Here is a 20,958-nt window from a genome sequence, read left to right as displayed (position 1 = left end):
ATTATGTCGTATTACTATTGTAAAGAAATCTAAAAGTCAAAGATTTCTTTTTGATACTACAAAGTTACAAACTTCGCGGTGGATTTAACTTATAAATAGGAAGATATTAAGGCTGTTTTTAGAAAAAGGGGATATATTTGTAAAACAGATTTTTTAATAAAATAAACTCGATATGCGTTTCTTCTACCTATTTTTTCTTTGTCTTTCCTTGCAAATCGCAAACTCTCAAAATCAGTTTGTTCCAGTTGATGTACCGTATAAAACAGCGATAGAAAATGCAAAAATTCAGGGAAAACCTCTTTTTGTAATGCTTTATGCTGATTGGTGCCCACATTGTAACCAAATGAAAAAAGAAGTATTTAGTGATCCTTCAGTAATGGATTTTTTAAATAAAAATTACGTTTGCGTTTGGAAAAATGTAGAAAAAGAAGAAGGAATTGCGCTAAAAGATAAGTACAATACTAAATCATTGCCTACATTTTTATTTATAGATCCAAAAACTGAAACGCTTTTATATGCTTTAAAAGGAGAATCAAAAAAAGCAGATTTTCTGACCGAAGCTAATTATGCTTTGAATTCAAGAATGCAATTGCCTTATTTAGAAAAAGAGTTTCTTGCAGATCCAGGTAATTCAAACAAATTTTTCGCCTATTTAAATACATTGAAAAAAGGAAAAGATCGTACTGATTTGTCTATTCCGACTCATATTTACCTAAATACACAATCAGATGCTCAGTTGGTTAGCGAATTGAACTGGCGCGTGATTGCAAACGGAGTCACGGATATTAAATCAAGAGAATTTCAATATGTTTTGAATCACCAAAAGGATTTTGCGGCGGTAGCTTCTCAAAATCGTATTGATCGCAAAATCGAAAGTATCGTTAATGAGTCTCTCCGTCCTTATGTTGATAATTTAGATACGATAAACTATTATAAACAAAGAGAAATAGTAAAATCTATTCGCTTGCAAAAAACAGATTCTCTCGTTTTTAAGTTTGATTTGACTTTAGCAGAAAGAACTGAAAAATGGGACTTTTATAAAAAAGTGACGCTGGAAAATACAGAAAAGTTAGTTTGGAATGATGCCAGTTTTCTTAAGGATATCGGACAAACGTATTTGAAACATATTTCAGATGCTGAAGCATTGAAAAAGGCTATTTCGTGGGTAAAACACTCTATAGAGTTAAACGATTCTTATGATGGGAATTTACTTTTGGCAAGACTTTACAATAAGATAAAAGATAAAAAATCAGCTTTAAAGTATGCCAAAGATGCTAAGGTTATTGGTACCGAAATGGGCTGGGGCACTAAAGATGCAGATGATTTATTAGCAGAACTCAATAAGAAATAGGATTGAATTTCAATAATTATCCCAAAGCGTACTGTGCCAAGTAAAATTTAAAAAAAACAACAATTAAAATAGCTATGAATACACGAATTAATTTTGCTAACTAATTTGTGTATTGGCAGCAAAAAACTATCAAAAAAACCATGAACGTAATACTTAGACCGGCAACAACTAACGACTTAGAAAAAATCTTAGAAATTGTAAATCATTCAATTATACATACAACTGCAAATTATAATTATGACATTCAAACTCTTGATATACAAACAAAATGGTTTGAAGATAAAACAGCTAAAAATCTTCCCGTTGTCGTTGCTGAGTTAGATAAAGAAGTGGTTGGTTTTGGGAGTTATGGTCAATTTCGTGAAAAAATTGGTTATCAATACACAATCGAACATTCCGTTTATGTAGTTGATAATATCATAGGAAAAGGTATTGGGTCGAAACTATTGACGGAATTGATTCGTCTGGCAAAAGAACAAGGTTATCACGTAATGATTGGCGCTATCGACGCTGATAATGCAGGCAGTATCGCTTTTCACGAAAGATTTGGTTTTGTTGCAACAGGAACTATTCGTGAGGTTGGTTATAAATTTGATCACTGGCTTGACTTAGTCTTCATGCAATTGATATTGAGATAGTAGGATGGCACGCGGATGATACGGATTCGCTTATACGAAAATACTGATGGACGCGGGTTTTATTCTCATTTTTAATACAAGAAACTCTATCTCCAAAAACGCTAATCTTTATCGATCAGCTAGTATGATTTACTGCGTCTGTTCGCTATCACGCAGGTCTCCTTCGTAGAAATGACAAGATTATGATAAAATCTATATAAATACATTATTGTAAATGCGCAATGGAGTTCGCAAAACTAAGTTAATACAAAGCTTTGTGAACTTTACAATTTTATAAAAGCCCAGAGTAAAAAAACTTAGCGTTCTTTGCGGTAAATTTTTTCCTCTCCACAGGTTTTCATATTGATTCATCTTAAATATGCTAAAAAATTAGCATAACTAAAAAAAATCCACAAACTTGAAAATTCAAATTTGTGGATTTTTTGGTTGAGATAGTTATTAATTAACTTTTTATCCAATTGATTACTTCAGGTTCTGTAACTAAAGTTCTTGGTTTAATTACTTTAACCAATTCGCCCTTTTCGTTGATTAGGTATTTCTGAAAGTTCCATTCAACTTCAGAATCCTGTAAACCATTTTTAGATTTTTGCGTCAGGAATTTATATACTTCGCACATATCATCTCCTTTTACAGAAACTTTATCCATCATTGGGAATGTTACACCGTAATTTTGCTGGCAGAATGTTTCGATTTCTTTGTTTGTTCCCGGTTCTTGCGAGGCAAAATTATTAGCAGGAAAACCTACAATTACAAAACCTTTGTCCTTGTATTCTTTGTAAATTGCTTCAAGATCTTTGTATTGAGGTGTTAAACCGCATTTTGAAGCTGTGTTTACAATCATTACTTTTTTACCTTTTAAAGAAGCGAAATCGAATGTATCTCCTGATAAATCCTGAACCTTAAATTGGTAGATGTTTTCTTTTGCCATGACCTTATCTGTTTTAGATACTTTATTTTTACTCGTTTGAGCCTGAAGTTGCGAGCTTAACAATAAGACTGCCCCAAAAGCTATTAATGCTATTTTTTTCATCGTTTAATTTTTTATAAAATTAGTTAAAATCCGTTTTCTTTAAATACTTTGATTGCTTTATTTTTATTAAACAAAAGTTAAATAAAAAATTGAAGCCTAGCGTTAATCAGACGCTAGGCTTCCCCCCATACAAACAAATCAAACCATGAATTAATTGTTGTTTTTTATTTTATTCTGTTAGTTAAAATTATAGTTGATGTCTCTCTGTTTATACTGAAAATTATTTTTAGAATCATATAACCTTAATATATATCTTATCTAATCTTTTTTATTGGCGTTTATTATTATGAGTGTAAATTGGGCATTTAATATTCTATTCATTTTCAGTTTGGAAGTCCGGAGACACCAACTATTTTTTTATTTTAACCTACCTGATTAAAATTTGAATATTTATTTTTTACAATATTATTTTTGAAATCATTACCAGTAAAGCTTGTTAATGCAAGAACGGTCGTTAAACCAACAACCAATATTTTTAAATTATTTATCTTAGTCATGACGCTGAAATTTTATTTATTGAGATTTGTTTTACTTTTTTATTATCTGATTGATAATAAATTTTATGCTCTCTCATCATGATAAACACCTCCATATTTTAAAATTTGAGGTTGTTTTCTTTCCTTCTGCTATTTTTCAAAATTATTATGTGATGTTATAATAGCATTTACGTAACTGGACTACTTTTGGTTTTCAAAAAATGAAAAAAAAAGCAATATTTATTTTAAATGCTTTATTTTCCTAGGTTTAAGCCTGTTAAAAAAATTCTATTTTTCAAGAAAAAATAAATTATCTTTATCTCAGGTTACACATTATATACTTGAAAATTTTGTTTAAGCTTAAAAATCCACATCTATGAGTCAGGAAGAATTATTAGTTTTAATTTACAAGAAAGACGAAAGAGCTTTTACCCATTTGTACGATATGTACTCAAAAAGTTTGTTTTCGGTCATCAATGTTCTTATAAAAAACCGTGAAGAGGCAGAAGATGTTTTGCAGGAAGTTTTTGTCAAAATCTGGAAAAACATTGATTCTTATAACGAGAGTAAAGGTCGATTTTATACCTGGATCCTTAATATTGCCCGAAATACGTCTATCGATAAATTAAGATCTAAAAATTTTAATAACAGTCAAAAAAACCTTTCTTCAGATAATTTCGTAAATCTGTTAGACGACAGTAATAAACTTACTAATAGAATTGATACAATTGGAATTCAGGAATTTGTAAAAAAATTGAAACCAAAATGTATTGAGATTATTGATTTATTATTTTTTAAAGGATATACCCAACAAGAAGCTTCAGAAGAATTGGCAATGCCATTGGGAACTATCAAAACGCAAAACAGAAACTGTATTAACGATTTACGTAATTATTTAAAAATATAATGGAAGCACAAGAATATATAGAATCAGGAATTCTGGAATTATATGTTTACGGTTTATTGACCGAAACTGAAAATCTGGAAATAGCCGAAGTAGCTAAAAAGAATGTTGAAGTTGATCAGGAAATTATTTCGATAGAAAAAGCGATTGTCGCTTTATCGTCAAGTTTTTCGCCTTTTCATTCGGTAGCTAATTTCGAAAAGATAAAAGCTCGTTTAGAACTCAAACATGGCAAGGTTGTCGATATGAAACCAGCATCAAACTGGTCTCAATATGTGGGTTGGGCTGCGGCTGTATTGTTGCTTTTAGGCCTTGGATATCAGACATTAGAGCTTACAAAAACAAAAGAAGTGATCAGTGCTGTTGGTACGGAGAAAAATAAAATCGAGAGAGAATATGCTTTCTTAGACCAGCAAAATAAGGAAACGGAAAAAAACTTAACAATTGTTAGAGACATTAAAAATACTGGCGTAACACTTGGTGGTCAGGCAGTTTCTCCTAATTCATTTGCAAAAGTATATTGGAACAAGGAGACGAAAACCACTTATATTGATGCGGCGGGTTTACCAACACCTCCAAAAGGAATGGTATATCAGGTTTGGTCTTTAAAATTAAGTCCTGTTCTTACGCCAACAAGTATTGGTTTACTGGATAATTTTGAAGGAAATAATCAAAAAATATTTGCAGTAAGCCAAACAGATTCAGCAGAAGCTTTTGGTATTACTCTTGAACCTGCAGGAGGAAGTTTAACTCCTACAATGACGCAATTGTATACATTAGGAAAAGTTTAAAACTAAATTTAGCATAAATATCTGAGCGCATATTAATTTATTTTAATATGCGCTTTTTTATTATTTTTAATACAGATAACTACCACTAAACCAAAACCAGTTAAATCATGAACGGAACTTTGATTTTACGACTTGCAGTTGCTATTATTCTTCTCTCCCACTCTGTTTTGGGGATATTTAATAACGGAATTAATGATTTTGGGAATTTATATCTCAACCAGATTGGTTTTGCTCCTTTTGGTGTTGTTATCGCCTGGCTAATTAAATTGTCGCATATTATAGTGGCAATACTTTTAGTTTTGAATAAATATATTAAGCTTGCCGGATTTGTAACTATTTTTGTACTGATAATGGGAATTATACTCGTTCATTTTCAAGAAGGCTGGTTTGTTGTTGGCGGCGGAAGAAACGGTATGGAATATAATTTTTTACTCATTATTGTTTTACTTGCGATTATGTATCCTCAAGGATTTGCAAAAAGCACAATCAAATAAAATATAACTGAGAATGGAGATCATCTGTAAAAATTGCCATCAAACTTACAAAGGGCATTATTGTAATAATTGTGGCCAGCCTGCAGAAACGCATAAAATAAATGGGCATTTTTTATGGCATGATATACAGCATGGCTTATTGTATTTTGACAAAGGGATTCTTTATTCTTTAAAGCAATTATTTACAAGGCCCGGAGATTCTGTCAGGGAATTTATCGAAGGAAAGAGAGTGAATCACTTTAAACCTTTGTCTCTGGTAGTAATTTTAGCTACACTTTACGGTGTTCTGTATCACTACTTTAATATTAATTCATTATCAAATACAGCAAATAATGATTTTAATTATAATAAATTCAACGAATGGATGTCTACGCATTTTTCATGGATAACAATTGCTATAATTCCTTTGTTTACCATAGGAACTTATATTTGTTTTAGAAAGCAAGGCTATAATTTTGTCGAACTTTTTGTTCTGAATACTTTTAAGGCTTCTCAAAAGCTTTTTTCACATCTCTTATTATTTCCGTTGCTGATCTATTATAATGGAACACCTGAAATTCAAAAGGCTACAAGTTTTATTTATGCAATTGATATTGTCCTGACAATGTGGACTAATATTCAATTTTTTAATAAAATATCAAAAATCAAAGCATTCTTTTTATCGGTATTAAGTCACATCATTTTTTTAATTTGTTTTTTAATAATCATGGCTATTATACTGATAGTGACCGGTAGACTTTTTTAAAATATTCTTAAATAACAAAATTATAACATTTTTTTTCTTTTTTTACTTCAATCTATATCGTAATATTGCAATATAAAAATAAAACGATGGGGGCTACAAAATCAGATCACTTTACAGAGAAACAAAACGAGTTGGCTATTTTGACGAAAGCATTGGGGCATCCGGCAAGAATTGCCATTATAGAATATTTGCTTAAGGTAAATACCTGTATTTGCGGCGATATCGTAAACGAATTACCGCTTTCGCAGCCAACAGTTTCTCAGCATTTAAAAGAATTAAAGAATGCAGGACTCATAAAAGGAAATATTGAAGGAAATGCGATATGTTACTGCATTAACGAAGTTGGCTTTGAAAAAATCAAAGTTTTCTTTACGCAAATAGACCTTCATTTAGAAAAAAGAAAAAACGAATGTTGTTAACCATTAAAATAAATTATTATGAAACTTTCAGAAATTAAAAACATACTTACTACTGTTGAAGCAGTAAATTTTCAATTACCGGATGGAAACTTTGTTCCGGAATATTTTCACGTAACCGAAGTAGGTTTGGTGACCAAAAACTTTATCGATTGTGGCGGAGTTGTACGTAAAGAAACTGTAGTGAACTTTCAGCTTTGGGATGCAAACGATTACGAACATCGTTTAAAACCTAAAAAATTAGTACATATTATAGAACTGTCTGAAAAAGTTTTGGGAATTGAAGATTTTGAAATAGAAGTCGAATATCAGAATAATACCATTGGCAAATATGATCTGGGTTTTAACGGAAAGGATTTTCTGTTATTAAATAAAACTACAGCTTGTCTGGCTATGGATCAATGCGGAATTCCGTCTGAAAAACCAAAACTTAAACTGACTCAATTAAATACGGATGATGCTAATTCCTGCACACCTGGAGGAAGTTGTTGTTAAATTTTAAAAGATTATAAAATGCAGGATCAGAACCCTTTATTTCCAAAAATTCAATCTTTAGTTTTGTCTTTTGATTTTACAGTAATTTCTAAAGATCGTAAAGATACATTGCAGCCACTTGTTGAGTTTGTTCAGTCGAAATTTGACTATCAACAAGAAATCAGGTTGAATTTAATTTGTACACATAATTCGAGAAGAAGCCACTTAGCACAAGTTTGGGCGCAAACCGCGGCTCATTATTACGGAATTGGAAATATTTTTTGCTATTCTGGCGGAACCGAAGCTACTGCGTTATTTCCTAAAGTTACTGAAACATTAGAAAAATCAGGTTTTAAAATTAAGGTGCTTTCTGAAGGAAATAATCCTGTTTACATGATAAAGTTCTCTGAAAATGAAATTCCGGTTATAGTTTTTTCCAAAACTTATGATGATGATTTTAATCCTCAAAATAGATTTGCCGCTATCATGACCTGTTCTCAGGCTGATGGCGGCTGTCCTTTTATAACTGGGGCAGAAAAAAGAATTGCGATTACTTATGAAGATCCAAAAGATTTTGATAATACTATTGAACAAACCGAAAAATATCAGGAACGCAGTTTGCAAATTGCCACTGAAATGTTTTATGTTTTCTCTCAAATAAAAAAATAATATGACTGTTAATCATTGCTATCCTGTAGCGGAAAGAAAAAAATTAAGTTTTCTTGATCGTTTTCTAACGCTTTGGATTTTTATCGCCATGGCTATTGGTGTTTCGATTGGTTACTTTTTTCCATCAAGCGGAAATTTCATTAATTCGTTTTCCAACGGTACAACTAATATTCCGTTGGCTATTGGACTAATTTTGATGATGTATCCTCCAATAGCAAAAGTGAAGTACGAAAAAATGGGAGAAGTTTTTAAAAATACGAAAGTATTGGGTGCTTCTTTATTTTTAAACTGGATTATTGGACCAATTTTAATGTTTGCTTTAGCGCTCTTATTTTTAAAAGATTATCCTGAATATATGATCGGGTTAATCTTGATTGGCTTAGCGCGTTGTATTGCAATGGTTGTAGTCTGGAATGATTTAGCAGATGGAAACCGGGAATATGCTGCCGGCTTAATTGCTTTAAACAGTATTTTTCAGGTTTTACTTTATAGTGTTTACGCTTATATATTTATCACTGTCCTGCCACCCTATTTTGGATATACAGGTTTCAATGTTACTATTAGCATTTTTCAGATCGCAGAAAGTGTTGGAATTTATTTAGGGATTCCGTTTGCACTTGGAATTATAAGCCGTTACGGATTAATAAAACTTAAAGGTGAAAATTGGTTTCAAAATAAATACATTCCATTTATTTCTCCTGTTACTTTAATTGCATTATTATTTACTATTGTTCTCATGTTTAGTTTAAAAGGAGAATTAATTGTTGAGATTCCGATGGACGTGATTCGGATTGCAATTCCATTAATGCTCTATTTTGGATTAATGTTTGTGATTAGCTTTTTTACCGGAAAGTATTTTGGTGCTGATTATTCTAAAAGTACTGCAATTGCTTTTACGGCTACCGGAAATAATTTTGAATTGGCAATTGCCGTTGCTATTGGTGTTTTTGGTATTAATAGTGGTCAGGCATTCGCAGGTGTTATTGGTCCTTTAGTCGAAGTTCCTGCTTTGATAGCTTTGGTAAATGTTGCTTATTGGTTTAGGAAGAGATATTTTTTGTAAGAGATTCTAAGGCTCTGAGAGTTTAAGTTGCTAAGTTTTTTTTTAGATTTTGGTTCTTTCGTATTCAACTATTGCCCAATGTCATTAGGTTAGGCTTTTTAGTAAATAAAATTAATCGCACAAAGGCGCAAAGTTTAAACACAATCTTTCATTCGGCCGATAGAGCCGAGCGATAGTGAACAGACGCAGTAAATCACACTCGTAACTCTATAAAGATTGGCGAATATCTGAAAGCAAATACTAGTGCGATCTCTCCTTGGTCGAGATGACAAACTTTGCTATTACTTCTCTGTCTTTTTACTAATTCCTTAACTTAATGACATTGAACTATAGTCCGAGGTTTCAAAAGGATGCGGATTATGATAATGTAATTTATTATTATGTGTTATTCATATAATACCTTCAAACGGTTAAAACCGTTTGCTATGTTCAAAAGATGGCATTTTTATTTTTAATCAGTATTAGCTACTGGCTTTATTTTACAGGTTTTGTTTTATTTCTTTACTTTTAATATGGTATTATAAAAACGAATATCCTAGCCCTGATAGTAGTGGAAATCCTTTTGCTTTTTTCTTTAAAAAGCAAAAGATTGGAACGAATAGCAGGAAATAGCTCCTAATGTGAAAGTTTCAAATTTCTATTGATAAAAACGACAAAGGTTCAACTTGACAGCTGAACCTTTTATTATTATTAACCCGTTGGGTGTAATTAAAAAAACATATATTTCGACGCGGATTTGACGGATTCGTTATCACGAAGACACGGATTTAAACGGATCTTTTTTAAATTCTATATAAAAATCTGCGTTTTGCAAAGCAAATCTGTTTTATCCGCGTTCTAATTTATACGGTTTGTATTTTTAACTTAATTGCACCCAACGGGTTATTATTATTATTATTTAATCCAGGTCAGAAAAACCAAATTCTTCTTCCATTTCCAATAAATCTGATTTTGTTGGAATAGAAACAAACAAAGGATAATCTTCAGATAAATTTCCCTGATTGTCAGTATAGTACCATATTAATTTTCTGTTATTCTCATAGATAATCCAATTATTATGGTCCACGACTTTTTGCCAGTCTTTTGTTTTTATTTCTTCCAAAAATTCTAATAATTCATCCTGATCCATATCATAGATCGCTCCTGAAAATTCATATCCTCCTTCTGCACATTGGCCGTATAAGATCATTTCTATGAAATGAGAAAGTAAAATTTCCTCAGAGTGCCATTTAGCATCTTCTGCATTTTGAATTTGAAAAACTAAAGGATTCCCGTCCGGGCTTTCTAAACTAATCCCCCAATAACATACCCCTTGATTTTCTTCTAAAAAGACTAATTTTTCATCTTCAAAAAATAAATCTTCAGGTTGAATAAAACGTTGAAATGAAGACATGAAAATATCCAGTTTTCCCACAGCCAGATAAAACTCTTTTAAGGCAACTGGAATTTTTTGCCCTAATTTAATTTCTGTTTTATGGATTGTGTCGCTATCAAAACCATCTTTATTGGTTAGTGAGCGTCCTAATAATTTTTCTGCGATATCTTTTATCATAACTTTAATGACTTTTAAATCATAGGATCAAAAATAACAAATCCTAAATGTTTTCTTATTTTATAAGAGGCAAATTTTAATCTAAAAAAAAGGTTCAACCGTTAAGTTGAACCTTTTTTACGAATTAATAAAACTCCTTATTTACTTATTTTTTCTTTTTATAATACTTGCGGTATTTTGGATAGGTCAGGATTCCAATAAGCGAAATAGTTCCTAATGAATACCAGGTCCAGCTCAATGAATGTGCGTCTCCACTTGCATATGAGTGTAATCCTACCAAGTGAAAGTTTACTCCGTAATAGGTAAACAAAATTGAAACAAAAGCGTACATACTCATTAAATTAAAGAACCATTGTCCTCTTAACGAAGGAACAAAACGAGCGTGAATTACAAAGGCATACACCATAATCGAAATTAAAGCCCATGTTTCTTTTGGATCCCATCCCCAGTAACGTCCCCAACTTTCGTTGGCCCATTGTCCTCCAAGAAAGTTACCAATAGACAACATGATCAGACCAATCGTCAAGGCCATCTCGTTGATGTACGTAATTTCTTTGATATTCAAATCCATTTTGGCTTTGTTTTTCTCGTTGGTAAAGAAGATCAGTATCAACGATACAAAACCTAAAATCATTCCCAATGCAAATGGTCCGTAACTTGCTACAATTACTGCTACGTGAATCATTAACCAATAAGAGTTCAAAACCGGCTGCAGGTTTGCGATTTCAGGATCGATCCAGTTTGCGTTTGCTGCCATGAAGATCATAGAAGTAACAAATGCTGCTGATGCAACGGTAAGTTTTGATTTTCTGTCGAAAGCTAACCCAAAGAACATCGTTGCCCATGCTACATACACAATTGCTTCGTAAGCATTACTCCAAGGTGCGTGACCTGAAATGTACCAGCGGGCTATTAATGCGACTGTATGAAATGCAAATATTATCCCGATTAATACATGAAAACCGTTTACTGTTATGCGTAAAAACTTTTTATCGAAGAAAACATTAAACAAGGTAAAAATCAACATAAAAATTCCGGCAAGAGAATACCAATAGAACATCTTTGGTAAAATGTTATACGTATTATAAGCAATCTCAAGATCGATTTTTTTATCGCTTGGACGTACTTTACTTCCAAATTTCTTCTGAAAACCATTAATACTTTCTACCAAATGATCAGCAGTTTTAAAATCTCTTGAAATAGATCCGTTGTTCAAAGCACTAAAATACATTGGTAAAATCTGCTTGACATAAGTAGAATCCATTCCTTTTAATCCTGCATTTTGCAGTTCTAAATAAGAAATCCATTTATTGTTTGGATCGTTTGGAATCGGGAAAATTTTAAGAATACTTCCGCTTAATGCAGATTCCATTAAATTTACTTTTTTATCAGTTTCGATAAAATCTTTTTCAAAACTGTTTGGATTCCCTGCTTTGTAAGCCGCGTCTAAATAAGGAGATAATTTGTAATTTCCGTTTTCATCAAAGAATTTTACAAATGGTACCAGTTTTGCTTTTCTGTCTACGCCAATGATTTTACGAATACTATCATCTTTTGTATTTAAATAAATAAGCGGAACCTGGATCCAAACCTGAGCGTATTGCGTCATCGACAAGAAAACCTGATCAGAATTCATTCCGTTATACGTATCGCTCTGGCTTACTTTTCTCAACAATTCAGATGAGAAAGTGTTAATAGGTTTCATTCTACCACCGGCATCCTGAATAATCAGGCGGCCAAATTTAGCGGCATGTTCTACCGGAGCTTTGTAAATCGTCAACAGTGAATCTATTTGTTTCTGGCTTGGCGCTGCAGTTACATGATTGGCATGATCGTTAGGATCTGCAGGCGCATGATTATGATTGTGATCATGATCATCACCTGGTGTGTGAACGTGTGGCGCCTGAGCAAAACCACTAAAACTTAGCATTAAAATCAGGATCGTAATTAGTTTCTTCTTTTTTACATTCTCTAATTTGCGTTTTAGATCAGCAAAACGTGAATGTTTGGTAAACATAATCGCCATCAAACCAAAGTATAACATAAAATATCCTAAATAAGTAATAGAAGTTCCCCAGAAATCGTGATTTACAGACAATACTGTTCCTTTTTCGTCCGGATCAAATGAAGATTGAAAAAATCTGTATCCTTTATAATCTAAAACGTGGTTCATATAAATGTCAGCATCAAAAGTTTCGGTTGAATCCTGAACAGTTACTTTACTTTCAAAAGCGGAATAGCTTTTCTCTGTTCCTGGATATTTTGTTGCAATAAAATCATTTAATTTTATTTTAAAAGGCAGGATATATGTTTTACTTCCGTAGAACAAGCTATACTCTACTTTACCAATTTTTACAGTTTGTGGCTCCCCTACACTACCTTTAGAACCTAAAAGTCTTACTTCTTTTTCCTGACCGTCCGCTTTAATTTTTACAATTAAGGCATCGTGATGCGTTTTTGCTTTAAAGTCATTGTTCGATTCATAATCTACAACTCCTCTTACTGCAGGATCCGGGAAAACAATTCTAATATCTCCAATACTATATAAAGAACGCATCATAAGTGGCTGTACATTGTCTTTGGTAACAGCACCTTTTAATTTATCAGCCATTCTCATAAACTCTCCTTCAAAAGGAGTCTGAATAGTATATTTATCACCAGTGGTATTAATGTTGATTGCGCCATCAGTTGGTTTATTCAAAGCAAATAATACATTATGAATATTCTGAACTTCTCCTTCTTTCAGGAAATGCTCTTCACGTCCGCCAGCACCCGCTTCAACAAGTTTAAGGTATAAAGTCCCTTTTGGGTCCGGTTTTATCGTTTCTTTTGCTCCCATAATATAATTAACATAACTCACTTCAAAAGGAGTTTCATCAAATTTACCTGAAAGTGTAAAATTGTTATTTGTTACAGGTGAAAACAATAACGCTTTATCAAAAGATCTGCGTTTCATTTCGCCTTTATATTCTCCGTCTGCAAAAACAGTTAAGAATGTTTTGTCTGAGTACACTTGGTTTTCGGCAGCACCTTCACGAATTGGCATCATGCCTTCGTAGCTGATGTAACGCGTAATAAATGCTCCTAAAAGAATAAAAATAAAGGCAAGATGCAGTATAAGCGTTGCCCATTTTTCTTTTTTATGCAATTGGTAGCGTTTGATGTTTCCGAAGAAATTGATCATAAAAAACACCATTATCGCTTCAAACCACCAGGTATTATAAATTAAAATTCGGGCTGTATCTGTATTGTACTTACTTTCGATAAAAGTACCAACACCCATTGCGATTGCAAATGTTAAAAAAAGAACAGACATTAATCGTGTAGAAAACAAAAAAGAGAATATTTTTTTATCCATTTTTGAGGAATTACATTGTATAAAAGTGGCACAAAAGTACTTAAAAATGTTGAGTTCCAATATTTGAACTTTGTTAATAAAAACTAAAAAACAAATCGGCATTACAGTTAAATTCGCAAAAATGTACGCTTAATTTTACAAACCAATATTGAGTGATATTTATTAGAGACTTTGTTATTAGATGAAGATTTATAAGTTCTTTATAATAGAACGCTGTTTCATCACGTTATGAAATCAAAGCTTAATTACTATCTGGCTCTGTAACAGTGTTTGCATATCGTTAACAAAATAATATCGGGTCAAAATACATTTAATCTGCGCAAACTGTGGCTAAACTTTACTATGACTATTCTCTTTAAAAAAAATAATGCTAATTTTGCGCTATGATTCGAATAACGTTAATTGGTTCCGGGAATGTTGCCCAACATTTGATAAAAACTTTCACTAAAAGTGAACTTGTTGAAATTGTACAGGTATTTTCGAGAAAGAAGGAAACACTGGCTTCCCTGATAGAATTCGATAAAATTGTAAACGATTTTGAAGATCTAAAAGAGGCTGATTTATACATTATTGCTGTTTCTGATAAAGCTATTGCAGACGTTTCGAAACAATTACCTTTTCAAAACCGAATTGTCGTCCATACTTCGGGTGCGGCTTCGCTTGATGTTTTGGATTCAAAAAACAGGAAAGGTGTTTTTTATCCACTTCAGACATTTTCTAAAAGTAAAGAAATTGATTTCTCAACAGTTCCGCTTTGTTTAGAGGCTGAAAACACTTTTGATTTTCGCGTTTTAGAAACTGTTGCAAAAAGTATTTCGAATGCTGTTTTTGCAATTAATTCAGATCAGAGAAAAGCGTTGCACGTTGCGGCGGTTTTTGTCAATAATTTCACGAATCATTTATATCAAATAGGACAGGAAATTTGTGAAGAACATCAGGTTCCGTTTGAAGTTTTGAAACCTTTAATTAAGGAAACTGCAGAGAAAATAAATACACTCGATCCCGTTGATGCTCAAACAGGACCTGCAAAACGTCATGATTCTAATACAATAGAAGCGCATTTGGAGTATTTAACCAAAGAAAATCAAAAAAATATTTATAAAATACTAACACAATCTATACAAGATAATGGCAAAACATTTTAAAGAGATAATGAACGACATCACAACTTTTGTTTTTGATGTTGATGGCGTACTTACAGACAGTTCGGTTTTTGTAACCAACGAAGGAGAAATGCTTCGTACCATGAATATTCGTGATGGTTATGCGATGAAAGCAGCTGTTGAAAGTGGTTTTAACGTATGTATTATTTCCGGAGGAAGCAATGAAGGTGTGCGTGTTAGATTAAAAAACTTAGGAATTACAGACATTCATTTAGGAACTCCTGACAAAGTAAAAACCTTTAAGGAATACACTGATTTATATAACATTAAACCTGAGCAGGTTTTGTATATGGGCGACGATATTCCTGATTTTCATGTAATGAAATTAGTAGGATTGCCAACTTGTCCGCAAGATGCAAGTCCTGAAATCAAGAACATTTGCCGTTATGTATCTCACGTAAAAGGTGGCAGAGGTGCCGCGCGTGACGTAATTGAACAAGTCATGAAAGTACAAGGAAAATGGATGGAATATTTTAACGGGCAGCACGATTAAGTTAATATTGTTTCGGGTTTCAGGTTTGAAATTACACAAACTGTTTGTGGATCAGTAAAACCTTAAGCGAAGAAAACCTAAAAAAAACTTTGTAACTCTGCCTCTTTTAACCTTTTTTATCTTTTAAAAAAAAACTTAGTCCATTACCAACTTAGCCACCCAGAACCTCAAAAAAAATGAAATTCCTAAAACTCATTCGATATAGAAACTTAATACTGCTTGCTTTTATGCAGGCATTATTTCGTTATGCATTTTTAAAAGAGCAAAATATACCTCTTGCTTTAAACGACTGGCAATTCGGATTATTGATTTTGAGTACGGTTTTACTGGCGGCAGCGGGTTATGTTATTAATAGTATTTATTGTGTTGCAGCTGATACGATCAATAAACCCGAAGATGTAGTAATTAACAAAGGTATTTCTGAAACGGCAGCTTATAATATTTACATAGGACTTAATATTACTGGTGTTGCCATTGGTTTTATTTTATCGAACATTATCATGAAGCCCAGCTTCGCTTCTCTTTTTATTCTAATTGCTTCTCTTCTTTATTTTTATGCTACTACCCTAAAGCAAATCATGATTTTAGGTAATTTTGTAGTGGCATTATTGCTTGCATTGAGTATTCTTATCATTGGTGTTTTTGATATTTTTCCGGTAATTAATCATGAAAATCAGGCACAAATGGCAAGTTTATTTTCCATCTTAACTGATTATGCGATATTTGCTTTTCTGATTAATTTTCTTCGCGAAATTATTAAAGATATAGAAGATGTAAATGGCGATTATAATCAAGGAATGAATACGTTGCCAATTGCAATAGGAATTAGCAGAACATCAAAAATTGCTATTGGTCTTGCTGTTATTCCGTTTCTTTTATGTTTGCTTTATATCAATAAATATTTCGTTCAGAACAAGCTTAATATTGCTACATTTTATGCCTTTGCTTTTGTTTTGGCACCACTTTTATATTTTATTGTAAAAATATTTTCAGCAAAATCTAAAAACGATTTTCATCATTTGAGTACCATCCTCAAACTGATTTTGTTTTTCGGAATCTTAACTATTTTAATTGTCCCCCTAAACATCAAGTACAATGCTTAAAGAAAAACTAAAACAATATACCTTAATTCTTGCTTCAGGATCACCTCGCAGACAGCAGTTTTTTAAAGACCTTGATCTTGATTTCGAAATTAGATTAAAAGAAATAGAAGAAATATATCCGCCGGAACTGGAAGCGGTTGAAATAACGGATTATTTAGCAGCGCTAAAAGCCAGTGCTTTTGATGGGGAATTAAAAGAAAATGAAATTTTAATAACCAGCGATACAATTGTCTGGCATCAAAACAAGGCTTTAGGTAAACCAAAAAGTCCCGAAGAAGCTTTTGAAATGATCAAATCTATGTCTGGTGCCACACATGAAGTTTTTACCTCAGTATGCTTTAGAACAAGCTTTACTTCGACTGTTATCAATGACGTTACTAAAGTTACTTTTAATGATTTATCAGACGAATCTATTCTATATTACATAGAAAACTACAAACCTTATGATAAAGCCGGTGCTTATGGTATTCAGGAATGGTTTGGTTTTATGGCAGTTGCAAAAGTCGAAGGCTCTTATACAAATGTTATGGGCTTGCCAACAGCTAAAGTTTACGAATATTTGAGTACTTTAGTTTAAAAAAAATATTTATGTTTTCCTTAAAAGAATATAGTCACGAAATATTAACTACGATAGTGCTACTTTTTGCTTTAGCGGCATTAAGAGTCATTATCGCAAAATTAATTCGTCGTTACGCCAGTACAAGCCAATTATTAGAGCATCGAACAAATCTCGTTATCAAGTATATTCATATCCTGATGAACATATTGGTAACGATTAGCCTGATTGTAATTTGGGGAGTCGAAACAAAAGATATCTTTATAACAGTTTCTTCTATTACAACCGTAATTGGAGTGGCAATGTTTGCACAATGGTCGATTTTAAGCAATATTACTTCAGGAATGATTTTGTTTTTTTCTTTTCCTTTTAGAATTGGTGATACAATTAAAATTCATGATAAGGACTTTCCTATCGAAGCAGAAATTGAGGATATCAGTGCTTTTCACGTTAATCTAAAGACAAAAGAAGGAGAAAAAATCATTTTTCCAAACAACCTGCTGCTTCAAAAAGGTATTTCGATAATGCCAGCGCATTACGAGGACAAAGAGTTTTATGATTAAATCATAATGGGAATTTTATAAACTAATACCAAAAAGCTAAAACGATATTTTTTAAATAAAATATAATATTTGTTTTACCAATTACTAGTTTATTAAATCACCCAACAAAATGATTCATTCCATAAAATTACCATTTTATGCTAAACTTGCCTTAGTTTTAGTTAGCTTAATCAGTTTCGCTTTTATTTTTTGTATCGGAAAAGATATTATTACCCCCGTGCTAATGGCATTTTTATTTGCTGTATTATTAGTACCGATTTTTACTTTTTTGCATACCAGATTAAAATTTCCAAGACATCTTGCAGCTGCTTGCTGTATCTTGATTTTTGCCCTTTTTATTATTGGCATATTAGTTTTTATATCCTATCAGGTAAGCGATATTGCAAACGATTTTGAAACAATAAAGAAAAATGCCAATTCTTTTATAACAGACATCCATAATTTTATAAAAGATAAATTTCATGTCAGCATTGGAGAACAGAAAAAATATCTTGACACCGTAACCAAAGATTCCGTACAGAACGGAAAAGCCACAATTGGCTCTGCAATATTATCTATCAGCGATCTGCTTTTAGATTGCACTATTATCCCAATTTATACTTTCTTATTCCTTTTATATAAAGATCATTTTATATTATTTCTGGCTAAACTGATTAATAAAGAAGATCATTCTGCTTTAAAAGATATTTTGTCTCAGATAAAAGTTTCAATCAACAATTATATTCTAAGTTTAATTTTTGAAATGATCGTAGTTTCCATTTTAACCGGTTTAGGGCTTTGGATTATTGGCGTAAAATACTTTGTTTTATTAGGGTTGATTACCGGAATCCTGAATATGATTCCGTACATTGGTATTTTAATTGCAGGAATCATTACAGTCATGGCTTCTCTTACAGGAACTCCGGAAACATCTATTATCCTGGGTATTCTAATTGTAAATATTATTGTTCAGTTTATAGATAATAATATCCTTGTACCATTAATTATAAATTCTAAAGTAGAAATTAATGCTTTTGTTTCTATTATGGGAATTATCGTTGGAGGAGCGGCTGCCGGAATTTCAGGAATGTTTTTAGCCATTCCGCTTTTAGCCATTCTAAAAATTATATTTGACAGAATTGAATCTTTAGAGCCTTGGGGATATCTTATGGGTAACCATATGCCTAAAAGATTTACATGGAGAATCCGAAAACTAAAAGCTGAAAACTAAATAGTGGTTAAATATTAAAAATAATCCCACAAATTTCATATATTCATATCAAAATCAACTTTTAAGCCATCATCAATTATCTAATGTCTGTAAACAAAAAAATAGTAGTTTTCATTTTATTATGCTTCTGCTTACAAAATGCCTATGCCCAGACAGATAAGGTAAGAGATGCTCATGATAAAAAAGATAGTATTCAAGTATATAACAAGATTAAGAATTATTCTAAAAAAAATAAATTCACACAAACTCTGCATAAATTATTTTTTCGCGGAAGCAAAACCAGAAAAAAAGAAATCCTGGTACAAAATGACACTACAGATTTTAGCGGAAAAATTATTCGTAATATCAATATTGTAACCCTGGACCCCTTTGGACATTCTGTTAATGACACCACTCAAATGCCGAGAAACTGGGGAGAAAGAACAGGAAACAGGTTACACTTAAAAACAAAAAAGATTGCAATACTTAATTTGTTATTGTTTAAAAGAAATGCTGTTTACGACACATATAAAGTACAGGAATCTGAACGTTTAATTCGTTCTCAGAAATATGTAACAGCAGTGAGAATAACCAATAAAGTTGTTGGTGTAGCCTCAGATTCTGTCGACGTGACCATTCGGGTTTTAGATTCATGGAGTACTATTCCTAAATTTTCAATTTCCAGTAATCAGGTTTCTCTGGGGGTAAAAGAAAAAGACTTCTTTGGTTCAGGCCAGCAACTAGAATATCAATTTACGAATAGGTTTGATGATGGACGAAATGCTAATGAAGTTACCTATACTATACCTAATATCAAGAATACTTATATTGCAACTACTTTATTTTATAAAATGGATCTCGACAATAATTATACTAAAAGTATAAACGTCGAACGCCTTTTTTACTCTCCTTTAACCAAATGGGCTGGTGGTGTATATGTAGGTCAGAATTTTAGGAGAGATACTTTGCAGGCGCCGGATATGTCTTATGCGTATCAGCCTTTCAAAAACAACTTTCAGGATTTATGGGCAGGACATGCTTCAAAAGTATTTGAAGATGAAAGCGGTATAACAAATTTAGTAGCAAGCGCACGTTTTCTGAATATAAATTATAGTGAATCTCCATCTGATCTCTACGACCCTACGCGATTCTACTCTGACGAGAAATTTATCTTGTCCGGAATTGGACTTAACAGGCGTAAATTTATCAAAGACAGCTACATTTTTAGAAACGGACAAACTGAAGATGTACCTATTGGACGCATTTACGGAATTACATTAGGATATCAATATAAAAATACGTTTTGGCGGCCTTATGTTGGTGCACAATTCTCTTTTGGAAATTACTATCGATTAGGTTTTTTGAGTATGAATTTTGAAGCCGGAACATTTTTCCATCAGGGTAAAACTTATCAGACGGCATTTTCGATGGAAACCAATTATTTTACAAAACTTTACAGCATAGGAACATGGAAACTAAGACAGTTCGTGAACCCACAAGTTGTTATTGGTATAAATCGTGAAGATATTATTGGTGATCAACTGAATATAAATAATCAGAATGGTTTGGCAGGTTTTAATAGTGCTGTTTACGGTACCAATAAAATGCTTTTATCACTACAAACACAAACATACTCACCTCATGCCCTTTGGGGATTTCGTATGAATCCGTTTTTTAATTATGCAGTAGCAGTATTAGGAGCTCCAAAGAATGCGATGGGAAGAAACAAAGCATATCAAAAAGTGACTTTAGGCTTATTGATCAGTAATGACTATTTAGTATTCAGTTCATTTCAACTTTCAATTTCATATTATCCCACAATCCCTTATCAGGGAGACAATGTATTTAAAACAAATACTTTTGAAACTACTGATTTTGGTTTACAAAGTTTTGAGTTGGCAAAACCAAGAACTGTCGAATATAAATAATA

At 32.2% G+C, this 20,958-nt stretch carries 21 protein-coding genes; 17 read left to right on the top strand and 4 right to left on the bottom strand.

The features are described 5' to 3' along the window. The first annotated feature begins 172 nt into the window (after nucleotides 1-172). Together ACQKCJ_RS02490 and ACQKCJ_RS02485 are read left to right on the top strand one after the other, a co-directional pair. The gene (locus tag ACQKCJ_RS02490) at nucleotides 173-1,351 is read left to right on the top strand and encodes a thioredoxin family protein (RefSeq protein ID WP_427401280.1); all 1,179 of its coding nucleotides are present in this window, start codon (nucleotides 173-175) and stop codon (nucleotides 1,349-1,351) included. A 140-nt stretch (nucleotides 1,352-1,491) separates the two neighbouring features. Beyond that, nucleotides 1,492-1,989 (top strand): N-acetyltransferase family protein, encoded by a 498-nt coding sequence (locus tag ACQKCJ_RS02485; RefSeq protein WP_427401279.1) that lies wholly within the window; start codon nucleotides 1,492-1,494, stop codon nucleotides 1,987-1,989. A gap of 442 nt (nucleotides 1,990-2,431) precedes the next feature. Here ACQKCJ_RS02485 and ACQKCJ_RS02480 read toward each other — a convergent pair whose 3' ends face one another. Together ACQKCJ_RS02480 and ACQKCJ_RS02475 are read right to left on the bottom strand one after the other, a co-directional pair. Further along, nucleotides 2,432-3,019 carry a glutathione peroxidase gene (locus ACQKCJ_RS02480; protein WP_271334746.1) on the bottom strand — a complete coding sequence of 196 codons (588 nt, stop codon included), beginning with the start codon at nucleotides 3,017-3,019 and terminating at the stop codon, nucleotides 2,432-2,434. Nucleotides 3,020-3,381: 362 nt separating this feature from the next. Beyond that, nucleotides 3,382-3,516, bottom strand: coding sequence for a hypothetical protein (locus ACQKCJ_RS02475; protein WP_271334745.1), 135 nt, complete (start codon nucleotides 3,514-3,516; stop codon nucleotides 3,382-3,384). 355 nt (nucleotides 3,517-3,871) lie between these two features. Between ACQKCJ_RS02475 and ACQKCJ_RS02470 the strand changes: the two genes are divergently transcribed. The 8 genes from ACQKCJ_RS02470 to arsB all read left to right on the top strand — a co-directional run bounded on the left by ACQKCJ_RS02470 (nucleotide 3,872) and on the right by arsB (nucleotide 9,051). Beyond that, entirely contained in the window at nucleotides 3,872-4,402 is a 531-nt protein-coding gene (locus ACQKCJ_RS02470; protein WP_068840691.1) for an RNA polymerase sigma factor, read from the top strand. Further along, the gene (locus tag ACQKCJ_RS02465; protein ID WP_271334744.1) at nucleotides 4,402-5,190 is read left to right on the top strand and encodes an anti-sigma factor; all 789 of its coding nucleotides are present in this window, start codon (nucleotides 4,402-4,404) and stop codon (nucleotides 5,188-5,190) included. Before ACQKCJ_RS02470 ends, ACQKCJ_RS02465 begins: the two co-directional genes overlap by 1 nt. 107 nt (nucleotides 5,191-5,297) lie before the next feature. Beyond that, a complete protein-coding gene (locus tag ACQKCJ_RS02460) occupies nucleotides 5,298-5,684 on the top strand; it encodes a DoxX family protein (protein WP_427401278.1) in 387 nt (128 codons plus the stop codon). 13 nt (nucleotides 5,685-5,697) lie between these two features. Further along, on the top strand, nucleotides 5,698-6,429 hold the full coding sequence (locus ACQKCJ_RS02455; protein WP_271334742.1) for a DUF3667 domain-containing protein: 732 nt from the start codon (nucleotides 5,698-5,700) through the stop codon (nucleotides 6,427-6,429). 86 nt (nucleotides 6,430-6,515) lie between these two features. After that, the gene (locus ACQKCJ_RS02450; RefSeq protein WP_271334741.1) at nucleotides 6,516-6,848 is read left to right on the top strand and encodes an ArsR/SmtB family transcription factor; all 333 of its coding nucleotides are present in this window, start codon (nucleotides 6,516-6,518) and stop codon (nucleotides 6,846-6,848) included. A gap of 18 nt (nucleotides 6,849-6,866) precedes the next feature. Continuing rightward, nucleotides 6,867-7,340 carry a DUF6428 family protein gene (locus tag ACQKCJ_RS02445; RefSeq protein WP_271334740.1) on the top strand — a complete coding sequence of 158 codons (474 nt, stop codon included), beginning with the start codon at nucleotides 6,867-6,869 and terminating at the stop codon, nucleotides 7,338-7,340. 18 nt (nucleotides 7,341-7,358) lie between these two features. After that, nucleotides 7,359-7,988 carry a protein-tyrosine-phosphatase gene (locus ACQKCJ_RS02440; protein ID WP_271334739.1) on the top strand — a complete coding sequence of 210 codons (630 nt, stop codon included), beginning with the start codon at nucleotides 7,359-7,361 and terminating at the stop codon, nucleotides 7,986-7,988. A 1-nt stretch (nucleotide 7,989) separates the two neighbouring features. After that, a complete protein-coding gene (gene arsB, locus ACQKCJ_RS02435) occupies nucleotides 7,990-9,051 on the top strand; it encodes an ACR3 family arsenite efflux transporter (protein WP_427401277.1) in 1,062 nt (353 codons plus the stop codon). An 898-nt stretch (nucleotides 9,052-9,949) separates the two neighbouring features. On the opposite strand, the gene ACQKCJ_RS02430 is transcribed toward arsB, so the two are convergent. Both ACQKCJ_RS02430 and ccsA read right to left on the bottom strand, forming a co-directional pair. Further along, on the bottom strand, nucleotides 9,950-10,603 hold the full coding sequence (locus tag ACQKCJ_RS02430) for a hypothetical protein (RefSeq protein ID WP_271334737.1): 654 nt from the start codon (nucleotides 10,601-10,603) through the stop codon (nucleotides 9,950-9,952). Between the two features lie 145 nt (nucleotides 10,604-10,748). Then, complete coding sequence (gene ccsA / locus ACQKCJ_RS02425) at nucleotides 10,749-13,961, bottom strand: cytochrome c biogenesis protein CcsA (protein WP_271334736.1); 3,213 nt, start codon at nucleotides 13,959-13,961, stop codon at nucleotides 10,749-10,751. 383 nt (nucleotides 13,962-14,344) lie between these two features. Between ccsA and ACQKCJ_RS02420 the strand changes: the two genes are divergently transcribed. The 7 genes from ACQKCJ_RS02420 (at nucleotide 14,345) to ACQKCJ_RS02390 (ending at nucleotide 20,956) form a co-directional block, all read left to right on the top strand. Continuing rightward, the gene (locus tag ACQKCJ_RS02420) at nucleotides 14,345-15,106 is read left to right on the top strand and encodes a Rossmann-like and DUF2520 domain-containing protein (protein WP_271334735.1); all 762 of its coding nucleotides are present in this window, start codon (nucleotides 14,345-14,347) and stop codon (nucleotides 15,104-15,106) included. Beyond that, on the top strand, nucleotides 15,090-15,617 hold the full coding sequence (locus ACQKCJ_RS02415; protein ID WP_271334734.1) for a KdsC family phosphatase: 528 nt from the start codon (nucleotides 15,090-15,092) through the stop codon (nucleotides 15,615-15,617). The genes ACQKCJ_RS02420 and ACQKCJ_RS02415 overlap by 17 nt, the downstream gene beginning before the upstream one ends. 176 nt (nucleotides 15,618-15,793) lie before the next feature. Then, nucleotides 15,794-16,720 carry a geranylgeranylglycerol-phosphate geranylgeranyltransferase gene (locus ACQKCJ_RS02410; RefSeq protein ID WP_271334733.1) on the top strand — a complete coding sequence of 309 codons (927 nt, stop codon included), beginning with the start codon at nucleotides 15,794-15,796 and terminating at the stop codon, nucleotides 16,718-16,720. Beyond that, on the top strand, nucleotides 16,713-17,297 hold the full coding sequence (locus tag ACQKCJ_RS02405; RefSeq protein WP_271334732.1) for a Maf-like protein: 585 nt from the start codon (nucleotides 16,713-16,715) through the stop codon (nucleotides 17,295-17,297). The genes ACQKCJ_RS02410 and ACQKCJ_RS02405 overlap by 8 nt, the downstream gene beginning before the upstream one ends. A gap of 11 nt (nucleotides 17,298-17,308) precedes the next feature. Further along, complete coding sequence (locus tag ACQKCJ_RS02400) at nucleotides 17,309-17,839, top strand: mechanosensitive ion channel domain-containing protein (protein WP_427401276.1); 531 nt, start codon at nucleotides 17,309-17,311, stop codon at nucleotides 17,837-17,839. Nucleotides 17,840-17,948: 109 nt separating this feature from the next. Next, a complete protein-coding gene (locus ACQKCJ_RS02395; protein WP_427401275.1) occupies nucleotides 17,949-19,049 on the top strand; it encodes an AI-2E family transporter in 1,101 nt (366 codons plus the stop codon). An 83-nt stretch (nucleotides 19,050-19,132) separates the two neighbouring features. Next, nucleotides 19,133-20,956, top strand: a complete 1,824-nt coding sequence (locus ACQKCJ_RS02390; protein WP_427401274.1) for a hypothetical protein — start codon at nucleotides 19,133-19,135, stop codon at nucleotides 20,954-20,956. The last annotated feature ends 2 nt before the right edge of the window (nucleotides 20,957-20,958 follow it).

Origin of the sequence: Flavobacterium sp. NPDC079362 (assembly GCF_050267765.1) — a bacterium.
In the GTDB taxonomy this organism is placed as follows: domain Bacteria; phylum Bacteroidota; class Bacteroidia; order Flavobacteriales; family Flavobacteriaceae; genus Flavobacterium; species Flavobacterium azizsancarii.
The sequence above is the reverse complement of the archived record's forward strand: the minus strand, read 5'-3'. Positions and strand labels throughout refer to the sequence as shown.